Here is a 24,254-nt window from a genome sequence, read left to right as displayed (position 1 = left end):
GCCACGGGCCTCCCGTCCGACCGTCGGTCACGACCGTGTTGCGCCCCGCTACGGTCGTCGCGCCCCGACGCTCCGGGGCGCGACGACGGCAGCGGGGCGCGACGCGAAGGACGAGCGCGCGAGCGCCCGCGCGGACTCCCGCCCTACGCCACCTCGAACAGGTGGATGCCGGGCCCGTACGCCGTGAAGACCTGGCCGGCCGGTCGCAGGCGCTCGTGGTCGCGGTGCTTCTCGCTCGACCAGGCGAGCCGGTACCCGGTCACGTCCTCGTGCACCGGCAGGGTCAGATCGCGCGTGCGGCCGCTGCCGTGCACCACGACGAGCACGCGGTCGGACGGTCCGTCCTCCGGCGTCGACGCGACGAAGTACTGCAGGGCGCGGTGCACCGGCTGGTCCCAGCCCTCGACGGTCATCGGGTGGCCGTCCGGCCCGTACCAGGACATGCGCGACGCACCGGGCGTCTCCTGCCCGTCGACGCCGAACCGGGTCGGGCGGAGCGCCGGGTGCGCGGCCCGCAGCCGGGTGAGCGCCGCAACGGCCTCGGTCATGGCCTCGGCGTCCTCGTCGTCGGACCAGTCCACCGGCGTCAGGTCGTCGGAGACCACGTAGGCGTTGTTGTTGCCGTGCTGGGTGCGACTGCGCTCGTCGCCGGCGGTGAGCATCGGTACCCCGGCAGAGAGCACGAGCGTCGCCACGAGGTTCCGCATCGACCGACCCCGCGCAGCGCGCACCCCGCGGTCGGCGGTGTCGCCCTCGATGCCGTGGTTGAACGACCGGTTGTCGTTCGACCCGTCCCGGTTGTCCTCGCCGTTGGCCTCGTTGTGCTTGCCGTCGTACGACACCAGATCGAGCAGGGTGAAGCCGTCGTGCGCGGTCACGAAGTTGACGCTCGCCAGCGGGCCGCGGTCGGCGCCGAACACGTGACGCGACCCGGTCAGGGCTCCGGCGAGCGCACCGATCCCGGTCTGGGGCAGCCCGGTGCGGCGCTCCTCGGCGATGTCGGTGAGCCAGAACTGGCGGACCGTGTTGCGGAACCCGTCGTTCCACTCACTCGTGCGGGGTCCCGCTGCTCCGAACGCTCCCGTCTTCCAACCGTCCGGGCCGACGTCCCACGGCTCGGCGATCACGAGCGTGTCCTGCAGGTCGGGGTGGTTCCGGATGCGTTCGAGCACCGGGTGCGACGGGTCGAACCGGTGCTCGCCGTCGCGGGCCAGGGCGGCCATCAGGTCGAAGCGGAACCCGTCGACCTGCACCTCGCGCGCCCAGTACACCAGGCTGTCGACGACCAGGTCGGCGGTGGCCTCCACCGAGGTGTCCAGGGTGTTCCCGCACCCGGTGGTGTCGAAGTACGCGTCCCGGCGTGGCGGGTCGGTCGGCGCCCAGCGGTAGCGGTCCGCACCGTCGATGCCCCGCAGGCTCGTCGTCGGACCACCCAGGCCCTCTTCTGCCGTGTGGTTGTAGACGACGTCGAGGACGACCTGGATGCCGGCCTCGTGCAGCAACCGGACCATGCCCTTGAACTCCCGCAGGACGGCGCCGGCGCCCTCGTGCTGGGCGGGTACCGAGGCGTGCGCGGCGTGCGGCGCGAAGAACCCGAGCGTGTTGTAGCCCCAGGCGTTCTCCCGACCGGCGTCGCGCAGCCACCGCTCGGTGTCGAACGCGTGCACGGGCAGCAGCTCGAGCGTCGTGACGCCGATCCGGTGCAGGTGCGCGATCGTGCTCTCGTGGGCGACCCCGGCGTACGTGCCGCGCAGGTGCTCCGGCAGGTGCGGGTTCGCCGCGGTCAGGGTCCGGACGTTCGCCTCGTAGACCACGGCCCGGTCGCGGGGGACCTGCGGCTTCGTGACCCCGCCCCAGTCGAACTCCTCGTCGACGACGACGCTGGTCCAGCGCGGGCCGTCGTGCTCGTCGGAGCCGGTCGGCGCGATGCCGCGCGCGTACGGATCGAGCAGTGGTCGGCCCGGGTCGAACTCGTGTCGGGGCCCCGACGGCCCGTCGACGAGCAGGTGGTACCGGTCGCCCGGCGCGACCCCGGGGACCTCGGCGGTCCACACGTCGGTCCCGGCGACACGGTCGAGCGGGTGGCGGACCGGCGGACCACCGGCGCCCTGCACCACCAGCACGACGTCCGTCGCCGAGGCGGACCGCAGGGTGAACCGCGGGACGGTCCCTCCGAGGGAGAACCCCGGCGTGTGGTCGATCGCTGTCTCGTGCACGCGTCAAGGGTACGAGGACCGGCGCGTATCCTGGACATCGCTCGATCCGAAGGGGTGCACGTGACGGTCTACCTCGACCACGCCGCGACGACGCCGATGCTGCCGGAGGCGCTCGCCGCCTTCACCGAGGCGCTCGGCACCGTCGGCAACCCCTCGTCGATCCACAGCGCCGGACAGCGCGCGAAGATGCTGCTCGAGGACGGCCGCGCAGCCGTCGCCCGCTCGCTCGACGCCGACCCGGTCGAGGTGGTGTTCACCTCGGGCGGGACCGAGAGCATCAACCTCGCCGTGAAGGGCCTGTTCTGGGCGCGCCAGCGCGACCGCGCGCGACCGCGCATCGTCGTCCCGGGCGGCGAGCACCACGCCACGGTCGACACCCTCACCTGGTTGGAGACGCACGAGGGCGCGGTGATCGACGTGGTCCCGTTGGACGCGCACGGTCGCGTCGACCTGGCCGGCCTGGAGGCGCGACTCGCCTCCGCCGACGACGTCGCCCTGGTCACGTTCCTGTGGGCGAACAACGAGGTGGGCACCGTCCAGCCCGTGTCACGGATCGTGGACCTCGCGCACGCCGTCGGCGTGCCCGTGCACAGCGACGCCGTCGCCGCCTACGGGCAGGTGCCCGTGTCGTTCGCCGCGTCCGGCCTCGACGCGCTGAGCGTCTCGGCGCACAAGATCGGCGGGCCGGTCGGCATCGGTGCCCTCGTGCTCGGTCGGCGGGCCACGGTCGAGCCCCTGATCCACGGCGGTGGGCAGCAGCGGCAGGTGCGGAGCGGCACGCAGGACGCCCCGGCGGCGGCCGCGTTCGGCGTCGCGGCCACCGCGGCCGTCGCCGAGCCCCTGCCGCACCCGTCGCTCGCCGCCCTGCGTGACCGGTTGGTCGACGGCGTGCGCGCGGCCGTGCCGTCGGCGGTGCTGATGGGGGACCCGACCGACCGGCTGCCCGGCAACGCGCACTTCACGTTCCCCGGGTGCGAGGGGGACTCGCTCCTGTTCCTGCTCGACGCTGCCGGGGTCGCCGTGTCGACCGGGTCGGCCTGCCAGGCCGGCGTCCCCGAGGCCTCGCACGTGCTGCTCGCGATGGGCCTGTCCGAGCAGGACGCCCGCGGCGCGCTCCGCATCACGCTGGGGCACTCCTCGACGGACGCCGACGTCGATGCGTTCCTGGCGGCCCTGCCGGACGCGGTCGCACGGGCCGGTGCGGCGGGGATGGCCTCGCGCGAGCCGCTGCTGGGGCGGTAGCGCGGCACCGCGCCCGGGCGGGGAGCGCGGTACCGCCCGGTCAGGCGTCGGGACCGAGCAGACGACCGGTCCACTCCCGCACGGCGCGTGTCGCGCGTCGGGACAGCGTCGCCGTCGGCAGCATGCTCGACGATCCGTGGAACGCGCCCGGCCAGACGTGCAGTTCCGCCTGCACGCCGGCCGCCCAGAGGGCGCTCGCGAAGGCGACGGTCTCGTCGCGGAACACCTCGGCGCTGCCGCAGTCGACGTACGCGGGCGGGAGCCCGCCCAGGTCGCTCGCCCGCGCCGGGGCTGCGGCGGCCGACACGTCGTCGCCACCGCGCCGGTCGCCGAGCAAGGCGTCCCAGCCGAACCCGACCATCGCACGGTCGGCGACGCCGACGCCGTCGAACTGCCGCGCCGAGCAGGTCACGTCGCGGTCGTCGAGCATGGGACTGATGAGCACCTGTCCGATCACCTCGGGGCCGCCACGGTCGCGGGCCAGCAGGGCGGTCCCGGCCGCGAGCCCGCCGCCGGCGCTCTGCCCGACCAGGAGGATGCGCTCCGGGTCGATGCCGAGCTCGTCGGCGTGCGCGGCGGACCAGACCAGCCCGGCGTAGCAGTCCTCGACCGGGTAGGGGTCGGGGTGCTCGGGGGCGAGGCGGTAGTCCGGGCTCACCAGCACCACGTCGTGCACGAGCAGCCACTCGTCGTAGGAGTCGAGGTTGCCGAGGTGGTGGCCGAACACCATGCCGCCGCCGTGGATCGCGTACGCGCACGCCGCCGGCCCGGTCCGCCCGGTGCGCTGGATCACGGCGAGGGTGATCGGGTCGCCGAGGTGTCCCGGGACGGTGACGCTGCGCCGCTCGAGACCGCGGGCGCGCAGGCCCTCGTCGAGCTGGGCCTCCGTCATGCCGAGTTCGCGCATCCTCGGCAGCATCTCGGTCGTCAGGTGGAAGCCGCCGCGTTCGTCCAGCGCGGTGAGGAAGGGGACGAACTCGGGGTCGAACGGCGGGCGGGGCGCGGTGGTGGCGGTGTCAGGCATGGGTCGTCTCCTCGGAGGTGTCGGTCGAACAAGTCTGGGCCTGGGGCTGGGGCTGGGGTTGGGGCTGGGGCGGAGTCGGAACGGGGCCGGCCGATCGGGAACGGAGCACGCCGACCACGACGAGCACCGCGGCGAGCGCCGCGAGCGCCAGGCCGGCGACGGTGAGGGCGTCCTGGAGGACCGCGAGTCTCGCGGTCGACCAGGTGGTCGTGGTGATGCTGCCGGTGACGAAGGCGGCGACGATCGTCCCCGCCGCGGCGACGGCCGCGCCGCCGGAGAGCTCGCCAGCGGTGTCGACGACGGCGGCGCCGAGGGAGGTGCGGTCCGCCGGCAGGCCCGTGAGCACCGACGCGCCCGCGACGACCCCGACGACCCGCATGCCGGCCGCGACGAGCACGAGTGCGACGAGGACCCACACGTACCCGTGCCGGCTCAGGGTGCCGAAGACCACCAGGCCCGACACGACCGAGGCCGCGCTGATCCCGGCCGCTCGCCCGAGCCCGACCCGCTGGACGAACGGTCCGACGACCCGGCCCCCGGCGAGCAACACCACGACCTGCGGCAGCGTCCCCACCGCGGCGAGCGCGGGCGGCCACCCCCACGCGAACTGCAGCTGCAGCGTCACGAGGTACGACAACCCGGCCACGGCGAGGCCGGAGGCGGCCTTGAACGCGAGGCCGCTCGAGACCAGCGGTCGTCCGAGCAGGTGCAGGTCGACCAGCGGGTGCCGTGCCGTCCGCTCGCGGGCGACGAACGCGACCGCGCACGCGACGGCCAGTGCCAGGGCGGCCCACCCCCACGGCGAGGCGGCTCCGGACGTGACCAGGAGGGTCGGCGTCACGAGCGTGCCGGCGACGGTCGCGGTGCCGAGCAGCGCGCCGACGACGTCGACCGGGGCGCGGCGGAGTCCGGTCGGCTCGTCCCGGGCGACACCGAGTCGGATGCCCACGATCGCGAGCACCGCGACGGGCACGTCGGCCAGCAGCAGCACCTGCCACGGCGCGACGGCGAGCACGAAGCCGCCGACGGTCGGACCGACGGCCAGGCCGACGAGCCCCGCCGTCGAGATGACGGTGAGCGCGCGGACCCGCACGGCCTCGTCGTCGAAGAGCCGGAAGGCCAGCGCCATCGACCCGGGTGTGGTCATGGCCGCGGCGACACCCATCAGGACCCGCACGGCGACCAGCTGACCGGTCGACGTGACCGCCGCGGTGGCGAGGCTCGACACGGCCAGCAGGACCAGACCCGCGAGCATCACCCGGCGACGACCGAACCGGTCGGCGACGGCGCCGAAGAGCAGCATGAGGCCGCCGAAGGCGACGGAGTAGGCGCCGGACACCCACTGCAGGCCCGTCGTCGACGACGCGAGTCCGCGACCGATCGTCGGCAGGGCGACGTTGAGCACCGAGTTGTCGAGCATCTCGAACAGGAACACCGCGGACAGCCCGGTCAGGGCCACCCAGGCGTCGGAGAGACGAGGGACGTGGTCGCCGGCCGGAGCACGGCCGGGACGAGCGGGACTGGGGGACACAGGGGACGCACTCCTTCGCGGGAAGAAGTGGCGACTCGTTCGATGCCGCGTGCGTGTGCGTCGCGGACGGCGACGCCTTTTACCTCAGTGAGCCAGATGCTACACCCGCCGGAGCGCGCTCCGACCCCGCGCCGCCGCACGCTGCCCGGACTACGGTCGGAGCGGTGAGTGATGACCGGCGCCGCGAACTCGGCGAGACCGATGCCCCCGTCGAGGACGAGATCTCCGACTCCTTCACCGCCGTCGTCGAGGAAGGCGCCGAGCGGCTGCAGCGCTCCACCCGGGTCGTGCTCACGACCGGGTTCGCCGGTGGGCTCGAGATCGGGGTGGGCGTCATGGCCTACCTGGCGGTCCTCCACGCCACCGACGACCACCTGCTCGCCGGCCTGGCCTTCAGCGTCGGCCTGATCGCGCTCTACCTCGCCCACAGCGAGCTGTTCACGGAGAACTTCCTCCTGCCGATCACCGCGCTGATCGCCCGGGAGGGCACGGTCGGGCAGCTCCTCCGCCTCTGGATCGGGACCCTGCTCGGCAACCTCGCCGGCGGCTGGCTGTTCATGTGGTTCGTCGTCCAGGCGTTCCCGCAGTGGCACTCGGTGCTCGAGGAGTCGGCGCGGCACTACGTCGACGCGCCGTTCGGGCTGCAGACGATCGCGCTCGCGGTCCTCGGCGGCAGCACGATCACCCTCGTCACCCGGATGCAGCAGGGCACCGAATCGGACCCCGCGAAGATCGTCGCCGCCGTGGCCGGCGGGTTCCTGCTGTCCGGGCTGCAGCTGTTCCACTCGATCCTCGACTCGCTGCTCGTCTTCGGCGCGATCCTGGCCGGCGCACCCGTCACGTACGGCCAGTGGATCGGCTGGTTCGGCTACACGCTGCTGTTCAACGTGCTCGGCGGCGTCGTCCTCGTCACCTCGCTCCGGCTCATCCGGTCGGCCGACCTGCTCGCGGGCCGACGACGGAGCGGGCCGGCGCGCACGGACTGACCCGGACGACCACGAGCGGACGGCCGGGCGGTCCTGTGGGAGGCTGCGGACATGCCCTCGGCACAGACGCTCGACGAGGAGGACCGCCGGATCCTCGCGGGATGGGCCGCGGACTGCGCGGAACGCGTCCTGCACCTGTTCGAGGCCGATGTCCCCGACGACCGTCGTCCCCGGGACGGGATCGACCGCGCCCGGGCTTTCGCAGCTGGCGAGGTGGACGCGGCGGGTCAGATCCGCGTGCGCTTCGTCGCCGGGCGGGCAGCGGGTGGGGCGGGCTCCCCGGCGGGCCGTGCGGCGGCCCGGGCGGCGGGGCAGGCATCCGGCGTCGCGCACATGGGTGCCCACGCCCTGGGTGCGGCCGCCTACGCCGCCCGCGCAGTCGACCTGGCCCCCGGGGGCGGGGAGGGCGACGGCGACGACGAACTCGCGTGGCAGCTCGACTCTATGAGCGACCCGGTCCGCGCTGCGCTCCGGCGCCTGCCACCCCTCGGACAGGACCGCTCGGGACCCCTGGGGCCGGGACTGCTGGCGTCGGGTGCCCTCGGCGCACACATCCGTCGCCTCCAGGACGCGCTCGGCCACGGAGGACCACCGGCGGCCCGGTGACGGCCCGGCGTCACCGTCCCGACCGGACACGCGACCCGGCCGGTCGACGGGGCGTGGGGGGAGTGGTGCGCGGCGCACGGCCGCGACCGACGTGGCGGGCGTGCGCCGGGCCTCCCGGATGACCGCGGCGCCGACCGGTCGGTCGCGCCGGTAGGATCGGTGACCATGGTCGAACTGGACTTCACCGAGCAGCTCTCCGCCCTTCGCGAGACCTTCGGCAACATCCGCTCGGTGGTCGACGTCGACCGTCTCGAGCGCGAGATCGCCGACCTCAGCGAGCAGGCCGGGGCCCAGGACCTCTGGGACGACGTCGACCACGCACAGCAGGTGACGAGCGCGCTCTCGCACCGGCAGTCGGAGCTGAAGAAGATCACCGACACCGAGCAGCGCATCGACGACCTCGAGGTCCTGGTCGAGATGGCGAACGAGGGCGACGACCAGGAGTCCGCCGACGAGGCCGCTGCCGAGCTGAAGTCGATCCAGAAGATGATCGGCGACCTCGAGGTGCAGACGCTCCTGGACGGCGAGTACGACGACCGCCCGGCCGTCATCACGATCCGCGCGGGAGCCGGTGGCGTCGACGCTGCCGACTTCGCCGAGATGCTGCTCCGGATGTACCTGCGGTACGCCGAGCAGCACGGCTACAAGACCACCGTGATGGACACGTCCTACGCCGAGGAGGCGGGCATCAAGTCCGCCACCTTCGAGGTCGACGCGCCGCACGCGTTCGGCACACTGTCGGTCGAGGCCGGCACGCACCGCCTGGTCCGGATGTCGCCGTTCGGCGCCGCCGGCAAGCGGCAGACGTCGTTCGCCGCGGTCGAGGTCATCCCGCTCATGCCGGAGACCGCCGTCATCGACATCCCCGAGAACGACATCCGCGTCGACGTCTTCCGGTCCTCCGGCCCCGGTGGGCAGTCCGTCAACACGACCGACTCCGCGGTGCGCCTCACGCACATCCCGACCGGCACCGTCGTGTCGATGCAGAACGAGAAGTCGCAGATCCAGAACCGTGCAGCCGCCATGCGCGTGCTGCAGTCGCGGCTCCTGCTCCTCAAGCAGGAAGAGGAGAACGCGAAGAAGAAGGAGCTCGCCGGCAACATCACGGCGAGCTGGGGCGACCAGATCCGGTCCTACGTGCTGGCTCCGTACCAGATGGTCAAGGACCTCCGCAGCGAGCACGAGGTGAACAACCCCTCAGCCGTGTTCGACGGTGATCTCGACGGGTTCATCAACGCGGGCATCCGCTGGCGCAAGCAATCCGCCGCCGAGTAGGGCGTCGCGAGCCGCGCGCCTGGCGTGTTTTCCGAGCGGGGCGACCTACCCTGATCCGGTCATGATCAAATTCGACCAGGTCACCAAGGTCTACTCGGGCAACCCGAGTCCGGCGCTCGACAACCTCACCCTCGAGATCCTCAAGGGTGAGTTCGTGTTCCTCGTGGGCGCGTCCGGCTCCGGCAAGTCCAGCTTCCTGCGCCTCGTGCTCAAGGAGGAGAAGCCCACGCGTGGGCAGATCCACGTGCTCGGGCAGCGCCTCGGGGCGCTGGCGTCGCGGAAGGTGCCGTACTTCCGCCGCAACCTCGGCGTGGTGTTCCAGGACTTCCGGCTGCTGCCGAACAAGAACGTGTTCGACAACGTCGCGTTCTCGCTGCAGGTCATCGGCAAGAGCAAGGGTTTCATCAGCGAGGCCGTCACCGACGTGCTCAAGCTGGTCGGCCTCGCCGGCAAGGCGACCCGCATGCCGCACGAGCTCTCCGGTGGTGAGCAGCAGCGCGTGGCCATCGCCCGCGCGGTCGTGAACAAGCCGGCGATCCTGCTGGCCGACGAGCCCACCGGCAACCTGGACCCCACCACGTCCGCCGGCATCATGGCGCTCCTCGAACGCATCAACCAGGGAGGCACCACCGTGCTCATGGCGACGCACGACGCCAGCATCGTGAACCAGATGCAGCGACGGGTCATCGAGCTCTCGAACGGCGCCGTCCTGCGTGACGAGCAGTCCGGCGGGTACCAGACCCAGGCCGTGCCGATCCAACGGGGCACCGTGTCGAACACCACCGGCATCCAGACGATCCCGGGGCTCATCCGATGAGGCTCGGGCTCGTCATGTCCGAGGTCGGCTCGGGCCTGCGGCGCAACGCGTCGATGGTCGTGTCCGTCGTCCTCGTGACCTTCATCTCGCTCACCTTCGTCGGCACCGCGATCCTGCTCCAGATGCAGATCAACCAGATGAAGGGGTACTGGTACGACCGGGCGCAGGTCGCGGTCTACCTGTGCACCGACACCGACACCACCGGCAACTGCACCGGCGCCAAGGCCACCGCGGACCAGCGCGAACAGATCCAGGCGCAGTTGGAGTCGTCGACGCTCAAGCCGTACATCGAGAAGACGTACTACGAGAACCAGGACCAGGCGTTCACCCGGTTCAAGGAGCAGTTCAAGGACTCCGCGGCGACGGAGTTCGTCAAGCCCGAGTACCTGAACGAGACCTTCTGGGTGAACCTGAAGAACCCGTCGCAGGCCGACGTCCTGGTCGAGAGCCTGTCGAAGGTGGCCGGCGTGCAGAGCGTCGTCGACCAGCGCGGGTACCTGCAACCGATCTTCAACCTGCTCAACGCCTCGTCGTACACGGCCATCGGCATCGCGGCGCTCATGCTCGTGGCGGCGGTGCTGCTCATCGCGACGACGATCCGCTTGTCGGCGTTCAGTCGACGGCGCGAACTCGGCATCATGCGACTCGTGGGTGCGTCGAACCGGTTCATCCAGACACCGTTCGTGCTCGAGGGGGTGATCGCCGCCGCCATCGGAGCCGTCCTGGCCGGTGGTGCGATCACCGCCGTGGTGTGGTTCTTCGTCCGGAACTTCCTGGCCGAGCGGTTCACCGGCACGGCGTTCATCGGCATGGGGGACGCGGCCGTCGTGGTGCCGGCGGTGATCGTCATCGGGGTGCTGCTGGCGGCGGTGTCCGCGTCGATCGCCATCCGGCGCTACCTGAAGGTCTGACGCGCCCGCCGGCCCAGCGCTCGGCCGGGTGCCGGGGCCGGGTGCCGATTGCCGGGGGCTTGGTTTCGTGCTGGGCGACACATCACGGCGCGATCGACGCGTGAGGTGTCGCTCAGCGCGTGGGTCCGTGCGCGACGGCCCGCCGGCTCGGACCCCGGCACCGTGCACGATCGACGCCGGCGCGCCGGGAACGTGCGGGGCGCCGCTCGTGTTGGGTAGTCTGTAGGGCTGCGCAGCGCAGTGCCCGCGATCGAGAGGAGTCGACATGGCGAAGGAACGCGGTGAGAAGATCGTCGCGACGAACCGTCGCGCACGGCACGACTACCTGATCGAGGACACGTACGAGGCCGGCATGGTCCTGTCCGGCACCGAGGTGAAGTCCTTGCGGATGGGGCGTGCGTCGCTCGTCGACGGGTACGCGTTCATCGACGGCGGGGAAGCCTGGATCGACGCGGTCCACATCCCCGAGTACACCGAGGGCACCTGGAACAACCACTCGCCGCGTCGGAAGCGCAAGCTGCTCCTCCACAAGCAGCAGATCATCAAGATCTCGCACAAGACGGCACAGGGCGGCTACACGCTCGTGCCGCTGCAGATCTACTTCCACGACGGCCGGGCGAAGATCGAGATCGCGGTCGCGAAGGGCAAGCGCGAGTTCGACAAGCGCCAGGCGCTGCGCGAGAAGACCGACAAGCGTGAGGCCGAACGGGCCATGCGCACGCGGAACCGCGTCGGGGAGTAGCGTCGACGCACCACCTCGGCTAGACTGAGGGACTGCTCCGATCGGGGCATTGGCAATTCAACAGCGTGACAGCGGCTCGCACGTTACGGCCCGCATGGGGATGATCGGTTTCGACATTGCCTGTGTGCCGACGGGAAGCGGGCCGAGGACCCACGGTCATCTCGTGAACGATCCGTGGAAAACAACAAGTGCCAATTCCAAGCGCACTGACTTCGCTCTCGCTGCGTAAGCAGCCCAGCACATGAAGTCCGTCGGCCAGGTGACCGTCCCCTAACCTGATCCCGGCGTCATCCAGAGGACTTGCTGCACGGTTGCGCCTCAGGGCCGTGCGGGACTTGCACTGAGACTGGGCCCGTCGTCCTAGAAGCCGGTAGCAAAGGACGGGGCCGAGCAGAACGAATCATCCGGATACGCCCGTAGAAGACGTCGAATTGCAGCGATGGACGGGGGTTCGATTCCCCCCATCTCCACCATTCGCCGGACGCCGGACCGCTGTCACGCTCTGCCACACGAACGCCCCGACACCGTCCCTGGACAGTGTCGGGGCGTTCGCTGTTCCACGGTGTCCGAGGACTACGCTCCGGGGCAGGCGCCGAGGGACCCCTCGGCGTCGGAGCCGAAGGAGAGGTCACCACGTGGTGCAGGAGATCGCGATCCGAGTCCGTCTGCGAGCACAGGAACGAGTGGTGCTCGCCGAGTACGAACGACTCGTCGGGTCCGTCGCGACCGTGACCGCCCTCGCCACCTGGCTGCCGACGCCCGAGGCTCGTCTGGTCGTCCGGGGCCGTGGCGCCGAGCCGGTGCGGCTGGAGACGGCGACGTACGGCTCCGTGGTCGAGATGCTCGTCGTGATGGACCAGCGCTCCGCCGACGTCGAGCGGGCTGCGGCAGCGATCGCGTCGCTGATCGAGGCGGTGCGGCACGAGCACGTCGCCGACGACGTGTCCGGGGTCGCCGGAGAGCTCGACCGGCTGGACCGCGCGGCACCCCGAGGGCGCTCCGCCGTCGAACGATCGCTGCGGGCGTTCCTGCAGGGTGCCCGCGCCGACGTGTTCGCCCGACGGACCACCACCCGGGTCCGGACGGCACAGGCGCTGCTGCGACTCGCCGAAGCCGATGCGGTGCTCACGGTCGAGCGGGTCGCTGACGCGCTGGCCCCGGTGCTCGAGGAGCAGGCGGTGGACGTCGAGCTCGACGGCGGCTCGGCCGTGATCGTGGGGACGGGCGACGGCGCCCCTGCGCCCGACGCGGTGACACAGCCGGACGACGGGACGCGGCCGGACGACGGCACGCAGCCGGATGACGGCGCGGACATCGTTGCCCCCGTCCTGCCCCTGCCGACGACCGAGCAGCCCGACGAGCAGGGCAAGCACGACAAGCCCGAGAAGGACAAGCACGGCAAGCGCGACAAGCACGACAAGCACGACAAGAAGGACAAGGGCGACAAGCGCGACAAGAAGCCCAAGCACGACAAGAAGGACAAGCAGGACAAGCACGACAAGAAGGACAAGCAGGACAAGCAGGACAAGAAGAAGGCCAAGCAGGCCAAGAAGAAGCAGTGACCCGCCGCCGCTCACCCGCCTAGAAGTCGAACAGGTTCCCCCGCACCCCTCCGGCGCCGTACTCCCGCCGCAGGAGCCCACGGCGCCGGAGCACGGGCACCAGGTCGCCCAGCATCCGGTGCACCTGCGCCGGGTGCAGATCGCCCGAGAACAGGAACCCGTCGTTGTCCGCGTCGCTGCCGAGCTCCTCGATGTAGTCGGCGAACTCGTCCGCGGTCCCGACCAGGCCGGACCGCGAGTCGATCCGCCCGAGCCGCGCCTTGCGGGTGAGCAGTTCACGCAGAGGGGCGTCCGGGGTGTCGCCGAGCAGCCCGCGGATCGTGCCGGCGGAGACGTGCTCGCCGAAGGTCCCGTCCGGCACCGGCGCATCGAGGTCGAGTGCGAGGAGGTCGGTCTCCGAGTCGCTCGAGCACGCGACGGCGGCCGCGCGCAGGGCATCGTCGGACGGGTGCTCGGACGCGGCGACGAGCCGGTCGGCTTCCTCGGTCGATGCCACGACCACGGGCTTCAGCACGAACAGCACCCGGATGTCCGCGGCGGACCGCCCGGCGGCCTCGGCTGCGGCGACCACGCCGGCTCGGTGGTCCGCCACGGCTGCGGCGGACAGCGGCGCGAGCGCGAGCTGCACGTCGGAGTGGGTCCCGGCGAAGGCCAGTCCTCGCCCGGAACCACCGGGGGAGACGACCACCGGGTCCGAGTCGAGCGGCAGCGCGTTGAGCGGACCGTCGGCGGTGAAGAAGTCGCCCTCGTGGTGGAACGCGTCGAGGGCGTCACCGTCGGCGAACCTCCAGTCCGACGCCTCCCCGATGTACCCGGAAGGCCCCCACGAGTGCCAGAGCCGACGGATCAGGGTGATCCACTCCTCGGCGCGGTCGTACGCCCGGTCGTGCGGCAGCGGCGGCAGGCCGGCGTGCCGGGCACTGCCGACGTCGGTGACGACGTTGATGCCGAACCGGTCCGAGGACAGGTGCGCCAGGGTCGCGAACTGTCGTGCGGCCAGGTACGGCGGCGTGATGCCGGCGTTCACGGTGGGGGCGATGCCGATGTGGCTGGTGGCGGCGAACAGGTACGGCGCGAGCAGCAGTGGGTCGTGCTTCGGGCCGCCGTACGCCTGTCGGATCCGCAGGTCCAGGGTGGCGGGGCTGCCGAGGGACACGGCGTCCTCGGCGACGACCAGGTCCATGCCGGCCTGCTCGAGGGTCCGGACGGACTGCTGGTACAGGTTCGGCTTCGTCCAGTCGTACCCCCAGTCCCAGTCGGAGCGACCCCACGCCTGCGGGCCGAACCCGCGCGAGAAGAAGTACCCGAAGTGCTGCAGCTCGGCCACTAGCGCACCTCGCCCACGACGTGGTCCGTCCGCATGGCGGGCGCCGCGGACCGCACGGCGGCGAACCCGCGCTCCAGGTCGCGGAGCAGGTCCGCGACGTCCTCGATGCCGACGGACAGCCGGATCAACCCGTCGTCGATGCCCTGTTCGGCGCGCTCCTGCGTGGTCCGGCCGGCGTGCGTGGTGCTCGCCGGGTGCAGGATCAGGGATCGCACGTCGCCCAGGTGGGTCATCCGACTGAAGAGCTCGACGCCGTCGATGAACGCCCGCGCGGCGGCTTCGCCACCGGCGAGCGTGAAGGCGAAGACGGACCCGGCTCCGCGCGGCAGGTACCGCTGGGCCAGGTCGTGGGACGGACTGGAGGCGAGCCCCGCGTGGTCGACGCTCGTCACCTCCGGCTGGTGCTCGAGCCACTGCGCCACCGCCAGCGCGTTCGCGCTGTGGCGCTCCACCCGCAGCGACAGCGTCTCGATGCCCTGGCGGAGCAGGAACGCGTTGAACGGCGACGGTGTCGGACCGATCCGCGCTGCGACGACGTCGCGTGCGTAGGCCGCGAAGGCCCGGTCGCCGAACCGCTCGACGTAGCTCGCGCCGCCGAGCGCCCGGTCCGGACCGGTCAGGTGCGTCCACCGGCCGGGTGCCGCGGACCAGTCGAACCGGCCACCGTCGACGACCACCCCGCCCAGACCGGCGCCGTGCCCGGACAGGAACTTCGACGCCGAGTGCACGACGATGTCGGCGCCGTGCTCGACGGGGCGCACCAAGTACGGCGTCGCCAGCGTGTTGTCGACGACGAGCGGGACGCCGGCGCGGTGCGCGGTCTCGGCGACCCCGGTGATGTCGAGCACGTCGTTCTTGGGGTTCGGGATCGTCTCCGCGAAGAACGCCTTCGTCTCCGGGCGGACCGCTGCGGCCCATGCGTCGAGGTCGCGCCCGTCGGCGACGAAGTCCACCGCGATGCCGAGCCGGCCCAGGTTCTGCACCAGCAGCCCGCGGGTGCCCTCGTAGATGCTCCGGGCGCTCACGACGTGGTCACCGGCCTGCAGCAGCCCGAGGAACGCGACGGTGGCGGCCGCCTGCCCGCTGCCGACCAGGATCGCCTCGACACCGTGTTCGAGCAGGGCGACCCGGCGTTCGACGTCGGCGTTCGTGGGGTTGCCGAGGCGTGTGTACGTGTAGCCGTCGTCGGTGCCGGCGAACCGTTCGCGGGCCTGGTCGAAGTCGTCGAACAGGAACCCGGAGGACATGTGCACGGCGGGCACCCGGGCGCCGTGGGCCGCGTCGGGCAGGAAGCCGCCGTGCACCTGTTCGGTCGTGAAGCCGAGGACGTCGTTCGCCATGGGGCACCTCCGGGGATCGTGTGCCGGACAGCCTCGCAGCCCGCACCCGCGCAGTGCGGCGTGTGGCGTCCGGTTACGCGACCGCAGCGCGCCGTACCGGGTCGGCGCCGGGATCAGACGAGGGCGCGGACCCCGGCGGCGACGGTGTCCCAGACCTTGAGCAGCGGCCCGCGCGCCAGCCAGACGGCGACGCCGTTCACGACGACGAACAGCACGAACCACAGCGTCGCCGGTACCCGCATCTCGTCGGCCGCGATGTGGAAGTCCGTCCGGACCCGGGCCCCGGTGAGCAGCCACCGTGCGACCTGCACCACCGAGCGCAGGCCGTCGACGACGAAGAACGCCCCGACGGCGGCGACCACGAGCACGGTCGTCTCGGACGGGCGGAGCGCCACCCAGAGCGCGAGCACGTCGAAGCCCAGAACGACGAGCAGCCCGAACCAGTTCCGCACGAACGCGAGCGCCACGAGCCCGACGACGGCGAGCACGACGACGGGCAGCCACCGTGACCCGTGCAGCACACCGGTGACCAGGAGCACCCCGGCCCAGAGCGGCGCGCTGTACCCGGCGTACAGGTTCAGGATCCGGACGAGCCACCGCACGCCGCCCGGCACCCGCCCGAGCTGCATCCAGGCCTCGCCCGAGCCGTCGGGGTGCAGTTCGATCCGCTGGATGCGGCCGCCGAACGGGACGACCACGATCGCGTGGCCGACCTCGTGCGCGATCGTCGCGGCGATGCGGGCGACCCGACCGACGACGGGCACGAACGGCAGGAGGGCGCCCACCAGGAGGGCGACGAACACGAGGGGCGGGGCTGCGGTGGTCAAGACACCAGCATCGCACCCCCGCCCGAGCGTTCCGCCGAGGACCGCTGCTCCGGCACCCCGGGCCGGGCGTGCGACTACTCGACCGTGACCGACTTCGCCAGGTTGCGGGGCTTGTCCACGTCGCAGCCGAGCTGCAGGGCGAGCTCGCGGGCGAGCAGCTGCAGCGGCACGACCGCTTCGAGCGGCCCCCACGGCGCGGTCACGTCGCCCCACGCCAGGTCGCCGGTGCCACGGCGGCCGAGTGCGGGGATGTCCGCGGACGCACCACCGATCGTGATGACGAAGCCCCCGCGGGCCCGGACCTCGGCGATCGCCGACTGGATCTTCGGCGCGCCGTGGTCGATGACGACCACCGGGGTACCGTCGTCGACCAGCGCGAGCGGTCCGTGCTTCAGCTCGCCGGCGGGGTAGGCCTCGGCCCAGCGGTAGCTGAGCTCCTTGAGCTTCAGGGCGCCCTCGGCGGCGTACGGCAGGCCGGCGCCGCGGCCGAGGAACAGGAACCCGGACGCCTCCTTGACGCTCGACACCAGCAGCGGCATCCGGTCGGCGGAGACCCGGGCGGCGTGCTCGATCCGGGCGGGCAGGTCGAGCAGCTCGTCGACGAGCACCTGGGCGCGGGACGGCTCGATGCGTCCCGACGTCACCATCGCCGAGATCATCGCGGCGACCCCCACGACGACCTGCGCCGTGAACGTCTTCGTCGCGGCGACGCCGATCTCGGGTCCGGCGTGGCAGTCGAGCACGGCGTCGGCGCGCCGGGCGAGCGACGAGTGCAGGTTGTTCGTCAGGGCGAGCACCGGGTGGCGGTCCTCGAAGCGGTCGAGGGCACGGAGCACGTCGGCGGTCTCGCCGGACTGGCTGATCGCGACGACCAGGGTGCCGGGGCCGAGCACGGCCTGGTCGGCCTCGCTCGCGACCACGATGTCGGTCGGCACACCGCCGATCCCGCGGACCGCGGTGGCGATCACCTGGCCCGCGTTCAACGACGTGCCGCAGGCGACGACGGCGAGTCGGTGGAACCCGGGCAGCCCGAGGCCGACCCAGGTGCTGCCGTCGGCGGTCCGGCGTGCCACCCGGTCCAGGATCGTCGCGACGACGTCGGCCTGCTCGGCGATCTCCTTGGCCATGTGGTCGGTGTGGTCGCCGAGGTCCAGGGCGGCCGCGGCGAACGGGGCCGGGGTCGGGAAGGGCACCGGGACCGCGATGCCGCCGGAGGTCCACGACCAGGCCTCACCGAGCTCGACGACGTCGCCGTCGCGGAGCGGCACGAAGGTCTCGCACCACTCGGCGATCGCGCCGACGTCGCTCGCCACGAAGTCACCGCGGCCGGACCGTGCGACGACGAGCGGGGAACGGTCCGCCGCCGCCACCATGCGGCCGTCGCGTGCGTCGAGGACGACGATCGCCCACGACCCCTCGAGCTGCGCCGTCGCGATCTGCACCGCGAGCATGAGGTCGGGGTCGACGGCCAGGGCACGCTCGACCAGGTGCGCGACGACCTCGGAGTCGACCTCGGACCGGAACCGGTGCCCCTGTGCGGTCAGCGTCGCACGCAGGCGGTCGGCGTTCTCGATGATGCCGTTGTGCACGATGGCGATCCGGCCGGAGCAGTCGCCGTGCGGGTGTGCGTTGGCCTCGCGCACCGTTCCGTGCGTGGCCCACCGGGTGTGGCCGATGCCGACGCCGGTCAGCGCCGCACCGGTGCGCGCCGCGACCAGCGCCCGCAGGTCGCCGACGCGGGACACCGACCGGACGCTCTCGGTGCGCCCGTCGGCGGTCCGCACGGCGATGCCGACGGAGTCGTAGCCGCGGTACTCGAGACGCTCGAGCCCGTCGAGCAGGTAGGGCGTCGCGTCGTCGGACACCCGGGCTGCGATGATGCCGCACATCGGCTGTCCCTTCGGTGGATCGGGTGGAGCGGTCGAGCGGGGTGGAGCGGGGGAGGTGGAGCGGGGGCTGCACCGACCGCCGTCGGGTCTGCCGCGCGTCCGGGTCCTCGGGTCGGTCGCGAGGGCCGTCCACGGATCAGGCGAGGACGGACGTCGGTCCCGGTGACCACGAGGGTCGGGTACCGGACAGGGTCTGCGGGCTGGCCCCCGGGGGAGGGGCACGGCGGTCGGTGCAGGAGAAGCCTCACCCGACCACGACCGCACGGCAACACCCGTCCGACGCTCTTGCGGTTCCCCGCGTGCGCGGCCGACCGCGCACGCGGGTGCGTGCGGACTCCCGCAACGCGACGGCACGACGGACGGGAGGCCCGGTACCAGCTGGTACCGGGCCTCCCGTCCGTCACGTGGTCACGTCGACTAGGTGAGCAGCGCGACCAGGTGCGAGCGCGACCGCGCTCCCACCTTGCGGTAGATCTGCGTGAGCCGCAGCTCCACCGTGCGCTGCGACATGAACAGCGACGACGCGATCTCGCGGTTGCGGTACCCCTCGGTGACCTTCTGCACCACGGCGCGTTCCTCGGCCGTCAGCGACGTGAGCACTGCCGACGCGTCCGGGGCGCTGCGCGGCGTCCCGGGGGTCGACGGCGACACGACCGGAGCGGACCGGAGTGACGCGCCGGCACCGGAGCGGGGCATGGCGACGGTCGGTGCGGGCGTGGCGAGCGGTCGCCGGAGCCCCGCCGCCTCGTACGCCGCAGCGGCCGCCGCTCCCAGGCGCGGACGCTCGGCCGGGGTGCCGACGGCGGCCAGCGCCGCGAAGGTCCGGGCACGTTCGAACTGCGAGTCGTGCGGCTGGAACAGCTCGATCGCACGCCGACGGGCGGGTTCCCGCGTGGTGTCGTCCGCGACGAGCGCCAGGCAGCGTGCCAGCACCAGCGCACCCCAGCGGCCGGGCCGCGCGTGGTGGTCGGCCGCGAGCCGCGCCGTGACCGTCCGCGCGTCGTCCACCCGGCCGAGCAGCACGTAGGCCTCGACGAGGTCGCCGAGGTGCCGCAGCACGGCGGGGTTCCGCAGCGACCGTCCGACGGCGTCGGCGGCCTCCAGCGCGGTCGCCGCCTCGTCGAGTCGGCCGTCGAGCAGCAGGATCCGACCGCGGAGTGCGTACAGCCGTGCCGTCGCGCCCCACAGGCGGTTCGTCGACCGGTGGTGGAGGCACCGGTCGACCGCGTCCAGCGCGTCCGTCGACCGGCCCTCGGCGAAGTGCCGCCAGGCGACGGCGATCGCGCGGGACGGTTCGCGCAGCCGCTCCACCACGGACGAGCCGGCCTCCCAGACGTCGATCGCGCGGAGTGCCTGCCGGAAGTTCCCCGCACGCACCTCGTTCTCCGCCGTCAGGTACCGCGCCGCCTCGGTCCACACCGGGGACGTCTCCTGCCCGCGGGCCACGACGAGCGCGAACACCCGTCGCGCACTGCGGTGCCGTTCCCCGATGCTCAGCGCGTGCGCGAGGAGCAGCAGTGCCGGGTCGGACAGCGCGACGAGTTCGGACGTGGCGAGTCCACCGTGCAGCTCGGTGTCCGGTGGCAGGACCCCGTCGACGGCGGCGATGAGCTCACGGGCCGTCGTGGCGATCTCGAGGGTGTGCGGGGACGCCGACGCCACGAGGGGCTCGAGGCGCTGCAGCAGGTCCTTCGCCTGGTCGAGTTCCCACGCTTCGGCCCGGAAGCACGCCACCATGGCCATCAGGCCCGCGACGGCGTCGATCTCGGCGGGGTCGGTGGTGTCGACGGGGACGAGGAGTTCGTCCGCGTGCACCGCGTCACCGCTCAGGTACTCGGTCGAGTACTGCAGCCGGAGTCGACGGACCTCGTGCGCCGTCGTCCGGAACGGACGGAGCGCGGCGAGGTAGCGCGCCGCGAAGCCGAGCAGGCGGTTGCCGAGCATCGACTCCGCGACGCCCAGGAGCGCGACGTGCTCGTCCTCGGTGCCGCTCCCGACGTGCAGTGCGCGTTCGGTGAGGGCGGTCGCCGCGTGCACGGCGCCGTCGGCGACGTACGACCGGGCGGCCTGCAGCAGGGCGACGACGTCGGGGACCTCGTCGACGAAGCTGCGGTGCCACGCGGCTGCCCGCGGGTCGGACACCGCGCTCGAGCTGGCGAGGGCGGTGTGGGCGGCGCGACGCTCGCGGGCGGGCATCCGCCAGTAGAGCGACGACCGCACGAGCGGATCGCGCACGGTGACGCTCTGCCCGCGCACGGTCACGAGCCCGGCGCCGACCAGGTCGTCCAGTTCGTCGCGGTCCCACGCGGTCGTCCGCGCGACCGGCACCAGGGCGAGCTTCGCGAGGACGTCCAGATCGCGTCCTGCGGCACGCCCGAGTGCGAGTGCCGCGAGGGCCTCGGTCGTCGGGGTCGGTCGGAGCGGGAGCACGATCGGCTCCGCGCCGGTGAGCTGTTCGCGGCTGAGCACCGCGAGCTGTTCGCGGAGCGCGCCGGGGTTGCCGCCGGTCTCCTCGGCGAGGACGGCGAGGACGCCGTCGTTCGCCTCGTCCGGAGCCATGGCGCGGGCGAGGGCGAGTGCCTCGTCCGACGGCAGCGGTTCGATGCGCAGCATCGGCAGCGCCGCGAGCGGTCCGTCCGACGGGACGGTGCGCACCGACGCCACGAGGCGCAGTGCGGTCCCGGCCAGCCGACCGGCGAGGAAGGCGATGAGCTCCTGGCTCTCGACGTCCATCCGGTCGAGGTCGTCGATCAGGACGAGCGTCGGCGGCAGGGTCAGCGCGTGCACGGCGTCGAGGAAGTCGTGCGCCGCGGCGAGGTCCGCCGTGTGCTCGGCCGTCGTCGCGCCGCCCGCCTGGATGAGGTGGGCGATGTGTGCCGTGGCGCGGGGGTCGTCGAGCGCGGTGAACAGGGAGGTCACCCCGGCCAGCGGCCAGCGGGACTCACTCCCGTTGACCCCGACCCGGACGACGGGGAGAGGGACGCGGTCCGAGACCGCGTCGAGGACGCTGCTGCGTCCGGAGCCGGGGTCGCCGACCACGACCATCGCGGACTCCCTGGGGAGTGCTGCGAGGGTCGCGATCCGGTCGACCTCGAGACGTCGACCGGTGAGTGCCATGACTCACCGGCCTCCGGGTCCGGAGGTGGATGCGGCGACGAGGTCGTCGGAGAACGTGGTGTTCGCAGCGACGGGTCGCGGGGAGGCGGTCCGGACTGCTGCACGGCGGGTGACCGTGACGGAGTGCGGACGGGTGGCGGCGATCGGACGCGCGCCGGGACGGTCGTGGACGGAATGCGGTCGACGAGTGAGGGTGCACTCGGTTCCGCTCGGGAACGATGATGTCATCGTCTGTATCACCCCTCGGGTTAGGGTCTTCGGACGAACGACGCTGGTCTGCTCGGCGGTCGGATCTAGGGAATCCTCGGCGTCACGTGACCTGCTGTCGTGAGCACGATAACCCAGGGACCGGCCGTCGCGACCGTCCGCAGTGCCACGCTGTCCACAACGGTGCCCCCAGTACGGGGGGCCACGGACGAGGGGGGCCGGCGCGTCGGGAGACGTCGCCCGGCGGGGACCGGACGGAACGGGGTACACCTCGGTCCGGACCGTGCCCGAGCGCATCGGTGTACCACGGACGGGATGTCCGAAGCCGAAACGACCGACGCCCGCCTCGACGACCGCACGCGGTGGCGGGCCTTCGCCGTCTGCGTGGCCGTCGCGGCGCTCACCATCCTCGACCTGTCCAAGGTCAACGTCGGGCTGCCGTCGATCGAGCAGTCGCTCGGGGCGTCCAGCTCGTCGCTGCAGCTCATCGTGGCGGGGTACGCGCTCGCCTTCGGTCTGGCCCTGGTGCCGGCCGGTCGGCTCGGCGACCTCAAGAGTCGTCGTGTGCTGTTCGTCGTCGGGCTCTCCGCGTTCACCGGATCGAGTCTGCTGTGCGCCGTCGCGCCGACCATCGAGGTGCTCATCGTCACGCGGATCCTGCAGGGCTTCGCCGCGGGCATCCAGATGCCACAGGTCATCGGGCTCGTGCAGCAGCTGTTCCGCGGCCCGGAGCGCGGCCGGGCGTTCGGCTTGTTCGGCGCGATGATCGGCATCTCGACGGCGCTCGGACCGACCATCGGCGGCGGGCTCATCGCGATCGGCGGCGAGGAGTCGGGTTGGCGGCTGCTGTTCTGGATGAACGTGCCCCTGGGTGTCGCCGCGTTGTTCTTCGCGATCCGGCTCCTGCCCAAGGGGGTGCAGGGGAAGGCGCAGGACCGCGAGCTGGACATCGTCGGGATCCTGCTGCTCGGTGCCGCGATCGTCACCCTGATGCTGCCGTTCGTGCTCACCAGCGGTGGTGGCGGGTCGCCGGCGCGGTGGTTCTGGCTCGTCGGCTTCGTCGTGTTCCTGGGGCTGTTCGTGCTGTGGGAGCGGCACTTCACGCGGCAGGGGAAGTCACCCGTGGTGCACTTCGAGCTGTTCCGGCTGTCGTCGTACCGCAACGGCCTGTCGATCGTCGCCGTCTACTTCGCGGCGTTGCCGGCCTCGTTCCTCATGGTGACGCTGTACCTGCAGGAGGGCCTCGGGCTCTCGCCGCTGTACGCCGGGATGGTGAGCATCCCCTTCGCCGCCACGAGTGCCGTCGGGTCGTACGTGGGCGGACGGATCGTCGACCGGGTCGGCCGCGCACTCGTCGTCGCGGGCCTCGGCATGGTGGTCGTCGGCTTCGTGCTGCTCATGGTCGCCGCGGTCGCCACCCCGCCGGAGGTCACCCCGTGGGCGATGGCGGGCGCGTTCCTGGTGGGCGGACTCGGCGGTGGGTTCGTCGTGTCCCCGAACCAGACGCTGACCCTCGCCGAGATCCCGGTCGAACAGTCCGGAGTGGCCGGCTCGATGCAGCAGCTCGGGCAGCGTGTCGGCACGGCGATCGGGACCGCCGTCGCCACGAGCATCTTCTACGGGATCGTCCGGAGCGAGGCGGCCGGTGCCGGCGGCGGCGACCAGCTCGACGCCTACCACGACGCGTTCCGCAGCGGGACGACCTTCACGGTGTCGCTGATGGCCCTCGCCCTGGTGCTGGCCGGTGCGGACCTGGTGGCGCGACGACGGGCGGCGCGGCGCGAGGACCGATCGGCGCCCGGGCACGAGGGGTCGTCAGCCCCGGCCGCGCAGCACGAGGGCTAGTCCGCCCGGCGGATGAGCTCGACGACGGCGTCGTGCACCAGGCCGTTCGTGGCCAGGGCGCTGCCGTGCCAGGCGCCGGGGTCACCGTCGAGCGAGGTGAAGCGACCGCCGGCCTCCTCGACGATGGGCACGAGGGCCGCGATGTCCCACGGCTTGAGGTCCGGTTCGCCCGCCACGTCGAGGACGCCCTCGGCCACGAGCATGTACGACCACATGTCGCCGTACGCGCGGGTGCGCCAGACCTTGCGCGACAGGGCGACCAGTGCGTCGAGCCGGTCGTCCTCGTCCCACTGCTGGATGCTGTTGTAGCTCAGGCTCGCGTCCGCCAGCTCGTCGACGCCGGACACCCGCAGGGGGCCGTCGAACGAGTGCGCGCCGAGTCCTTCCGCCGCCCACCACCGCTTGCCGAGCGCCGGCGCGCTGACGACGCCGAGCACCGGCCGGCCGTCGACCGCCAGGGCGATGAGGGTGGCCCACACCGGGACACCGCGCAGGTAGTTCGCGGTGCCGTCGATCGGGTCGACGACCCACTGCCGGTGGCCTTCACTTGTCGCCTCGGCCCCCGAGTCGGCCGTCGTCTCCTCGCCGAGGAACGCGTCGTCGGGCCGCTCGGTGGCGATCCGCTGGCGAAGCGCCTGCTCGACGGCCTGGTCGGCGTCGGTGACGTGCGTGCTGTCGGCCTTCTTCGACACGTGCAGGTCGGCGGCACGGAAGCGTTCGAGGCTGATCACGTCGGCGGTGTCGGCGAGGGAGCGGGCGAAGTCCAGGTCGGCGCTGAGGTCCACGTCGG

18 protein-coding genes and 1 other RNA gene are annotated in these 24,254 nt (G+C 72.4%); 10 read left to right on the top strand and 9 right to left on the bottom strand.

Annotation, left to right across the window (positions count from 1 at the left end; translation table 11 throughout):
• Positions 1-143: 143 nt before the first annotated feature.
• Entirely contained in the window at positions 144-2,216 is a 2,073-nt protein-coding gene (locus I8920_RS09340; RefSeq protein WP_198656103.1) for a glycogen debranching protein, read from the bottom strand.
• 60 nt (positions 2,217-2,276) lie between these two features.
• Between I8920_RS09340 and I8920_RS09335 the strand changes: the two genes are divergently transcribed.
• A complete protein-coding gene (locus I8920_RS09335; RefSeq protein ID WP_198656102.1) occupies positions 2,277-3,458 on the top strand; it encodes a cysteine desulfurase family protein in 1,182 nt (393 codons plus the stop codon).
• A 40-nt stretch (positions 3,459-3,498) separates the two neighbouring features.
• Here I8920_RS09335 and I8920_RS09330 read toward each other — a convergent pair whose 3' ends face one another.
• Positions 3,499-4,482, bottom strand: coding sequence for an alpha/beta hydrolase (locus I8920_RS09330; RefSeq protein WP_198656101.1), 984 nt, complete (start codon positions 4,480-4,482; stop codon positions 3,499-3,501).
• The gene (locus I8920_RS09325) at positions 4,475-6,013 is read right to left on the bottom strand and encodes an MFS transporter (RefSeq protein WP_332873156.1); all 1,539 of its coding nucleotides are present in this window, start codon (positions 6,011-6,013) and stop codon (positions 4,475-4,477) included. Before I8920_RS09325 ends, I8920_RS09330 begins: the two co-directional genes overlap by 8 nt.
• 164 nt (positions 6,014-6,177) lie before the next feature.
• Here I8920_RS09325 and I8920_RS09320 point away from each other — a divergent pair, with 164 nt between their 5' ends.
• The 8 genes from I8920_RS09320 to I8920_RS09285 all read left to right on the top strand — a co-directional run bounded on the left by I8920_RS09320 (position 6,178) and on the right by I8920_RS09285 (position 12,912).
• Positions 6,178-6,999, top strand: coding sequence for a formate/nitrite transporter family protein (locus tag I8920_RS09320; protein WP_198656100.1), 822 nt, complete (start codon positions 6,178-6,180; stop codon positions 6,997-6,999).
• Between the two features lie 51 nt (positions 7,000-7,050).
• Positions 7,051-7,605 carry a putative immunity protein gene (locus I8920_RS09315; protein WP_198656099.1) on the top strand — a complete coding sequence of 185 codons (555 nt, stop codon included), beginning with the start codon at positions 7,051-7,053 and terminating at the stop codon, positions 7,603-7,605.
• A 165-nt stretch (positions 7,606-7,770) separates the two neighbouring features.
• Positions 7,771-8,880 carry a peptide chain release factor 2 gene (prfB, locus tag I8920_RS09310; RefSeq protein WP_198656098.1) on the top strand — a complete coding sequence of 370 codons (1,110 nt, stop codon included), beginning with the start codon at positions 7,771-7,773 and terminating at the stop codon, positions 8,878-8,880.
• A 61-nt stretch (positions 8,881-8,941) separates the two neighbouring features.
• Positions 8,942-9,697, top strand: coding sequence for a cell division ATP-binding protein FtsE (gene ftsE, locus I8920_RS09305; RefSeq protein ID WP_198656097.1), 756 nt, complete (start codon positions 8,942-8,944; stop codon positions 9,695-9,697).
• Positions 9,694-10,608 carry a permease-like cell division protein FtsX gene (ftsX, locus tag I8920_RS09300; RefSeq protein ID WP_198656096.1) on the top strand — a complete coding sequence of 305 codons (915 nt, stop codon included), beginning with the start codon at positions 9,694-9,696 and terminating at the stop codon, positions 10,606-10,608. Before ftsE ends, ftsX begins: the two co-directional genes overlap by 4 nt.
• 265 nt (positions 10,609-10,873) lie before the next feature.
• Positions 10,874-11,350, top strand: a complete 477-nt coding sequence (gene smpB / locus I8920_RS09295; protein ID WP_198656095.1) for an SsrA-binding protein SmpB — start codon at positions 10,874-10,876, stop codon at positions 11,348-11,350.
• 96 nt (positions 11,351-11,446) lie between these two features.
• Positions 11,447-11,823, top strand: a transfer-messenger RNA (tmRNA) gene (gene ssrA / locus I8920_RS09290).
• A 213-nt stretch (positions 11,824-12,036) separates the two neighbouring features.
• Complete coding sequence (locus I8920_RS09285) at positions 12,037-12,912, top strand: hypothetical protein (RefSeq protein WP_198656094.1); 876 nt, start codon at positions 12,037-12,039, stop codon at positions 12,910-12,912.
• Between the two features lie 19 nt (positions 12,913-12,931).
• On the opposite strand, the gene I8920_RS09280 is transcribed toward I8920_RS09285, so the two are convergent.
• From I8920_RS09280 to I8920_RS09260, 5 genes are all read right to left on the bottom strand, one after another.
• Positions 12,932-14,239 (bottom strand): LLM class flavin-dependent oxidoreductase, encoded by a 1,308-nt coding sequence (locus tag I8920_RS09280; protein WP_198656093.1) that lies wholly within the window; start codon positions 14,237-14,239, stop codon positions 12,932-12,934.
• Positions 14,239-15,579: an O-acetylhomoserine aminocarboxypropyltransferase/cysteine synthase family protein gene (locus I8920_RS09275; protein WP_198656092.1), complete on the bottom strand. Its 1,341-nt coding sequence runs from the start codon at positions 15,577-15,579 to the stop codon at positions 14,239-14,241. The genes I8920_RS09280 and I8920_RS09275 overlap by 1 nt, the downstream gene beginning before the upstream one ends.
• 113 nt (positions 15,580-15,692) lie before the next feature.
• A complete protein-coding gene (locus tag I8920_RS09270; protein WP_198656091.1) occupies positions 15,693-16,406 on the bottom strand; it encodes a M50 family metallopeptidase in 714 nt (237 codons plus the stop codon).
• Positions 16,407-16,480: 74 nt separating this feature from the next.
• Positions 16,481-18,295 (bottom strand): glutamine--fructose-6-phosphate transaminase (isomerizing), encoded by a 1,815-nt coding sequence (gene glmS, locus I8920_RS09265; RefSeq protein WP_198656090.1) that lies wholly within the window; start codon positions 18,293-18,295, stop codon positions 16,481-16,483.
• A 417-nt stretch (positions 18,296-18,712) separates the two neighbouring features.
• Positions 18,713-21,412 carry a helix-turn-helix transcriptional regulator gene (locus I8920_RS09260; protein ID WP_198656089.1) on the bottom strand — a complete coding sequence of 900 codons (2,700 nt, stop codon included), beginning with the start codon at positions 21,410-21,412 and terminating at the stop codon, positions 18,713-18,715.
• 522 nt (positions 21,413-21,934) lie between these two features.
• Between I8920_RS09260 and I8920_RS09255 the strand changes: the two genes are divergently transcribed.
• A complete protein-coding gene (locus tag I8920_RS09255; protein ID WP_198656088.1) occupies positions 21,935-23,464 on the top strand; it encodes an MFS transporter in 1,530 nt (509 codons plus the stop codon).
• On the opposite strand, the gene I8920_RS09250 is transcribed toward I8920_RS09255, so the two are convergent.
• Positions 23,461-24,249, bottom strand: a complete 789-nt coding sequence (locus I8920_RS09250; protein ID WP_198656087.1) for an inositol monophosphatase family protein — start codon at positions 24,247-24,249, stop codon at positions 23,461-23,463. The two genes, I8920_RS09255 and I8920_RS09250, sit on opposite strands and share 4 nt — an antisense overlap.
• Positions 24,250-24,254: the final 5 nt, after the last annotated feature.

The organism is Curtobacterium sp. YC1, assembly GCF_016267665.1.
GTDB lineage: Bacteria > Actinomycetota > Actinomycetes > Actinomycetales > Microbacteriaceae > Curtobacterium.
The sequence above is the reverse complement of the archived record's forward strand: the minus strand, read 5'-3'. Positions and strand labels throughout refer to the sequence as shown.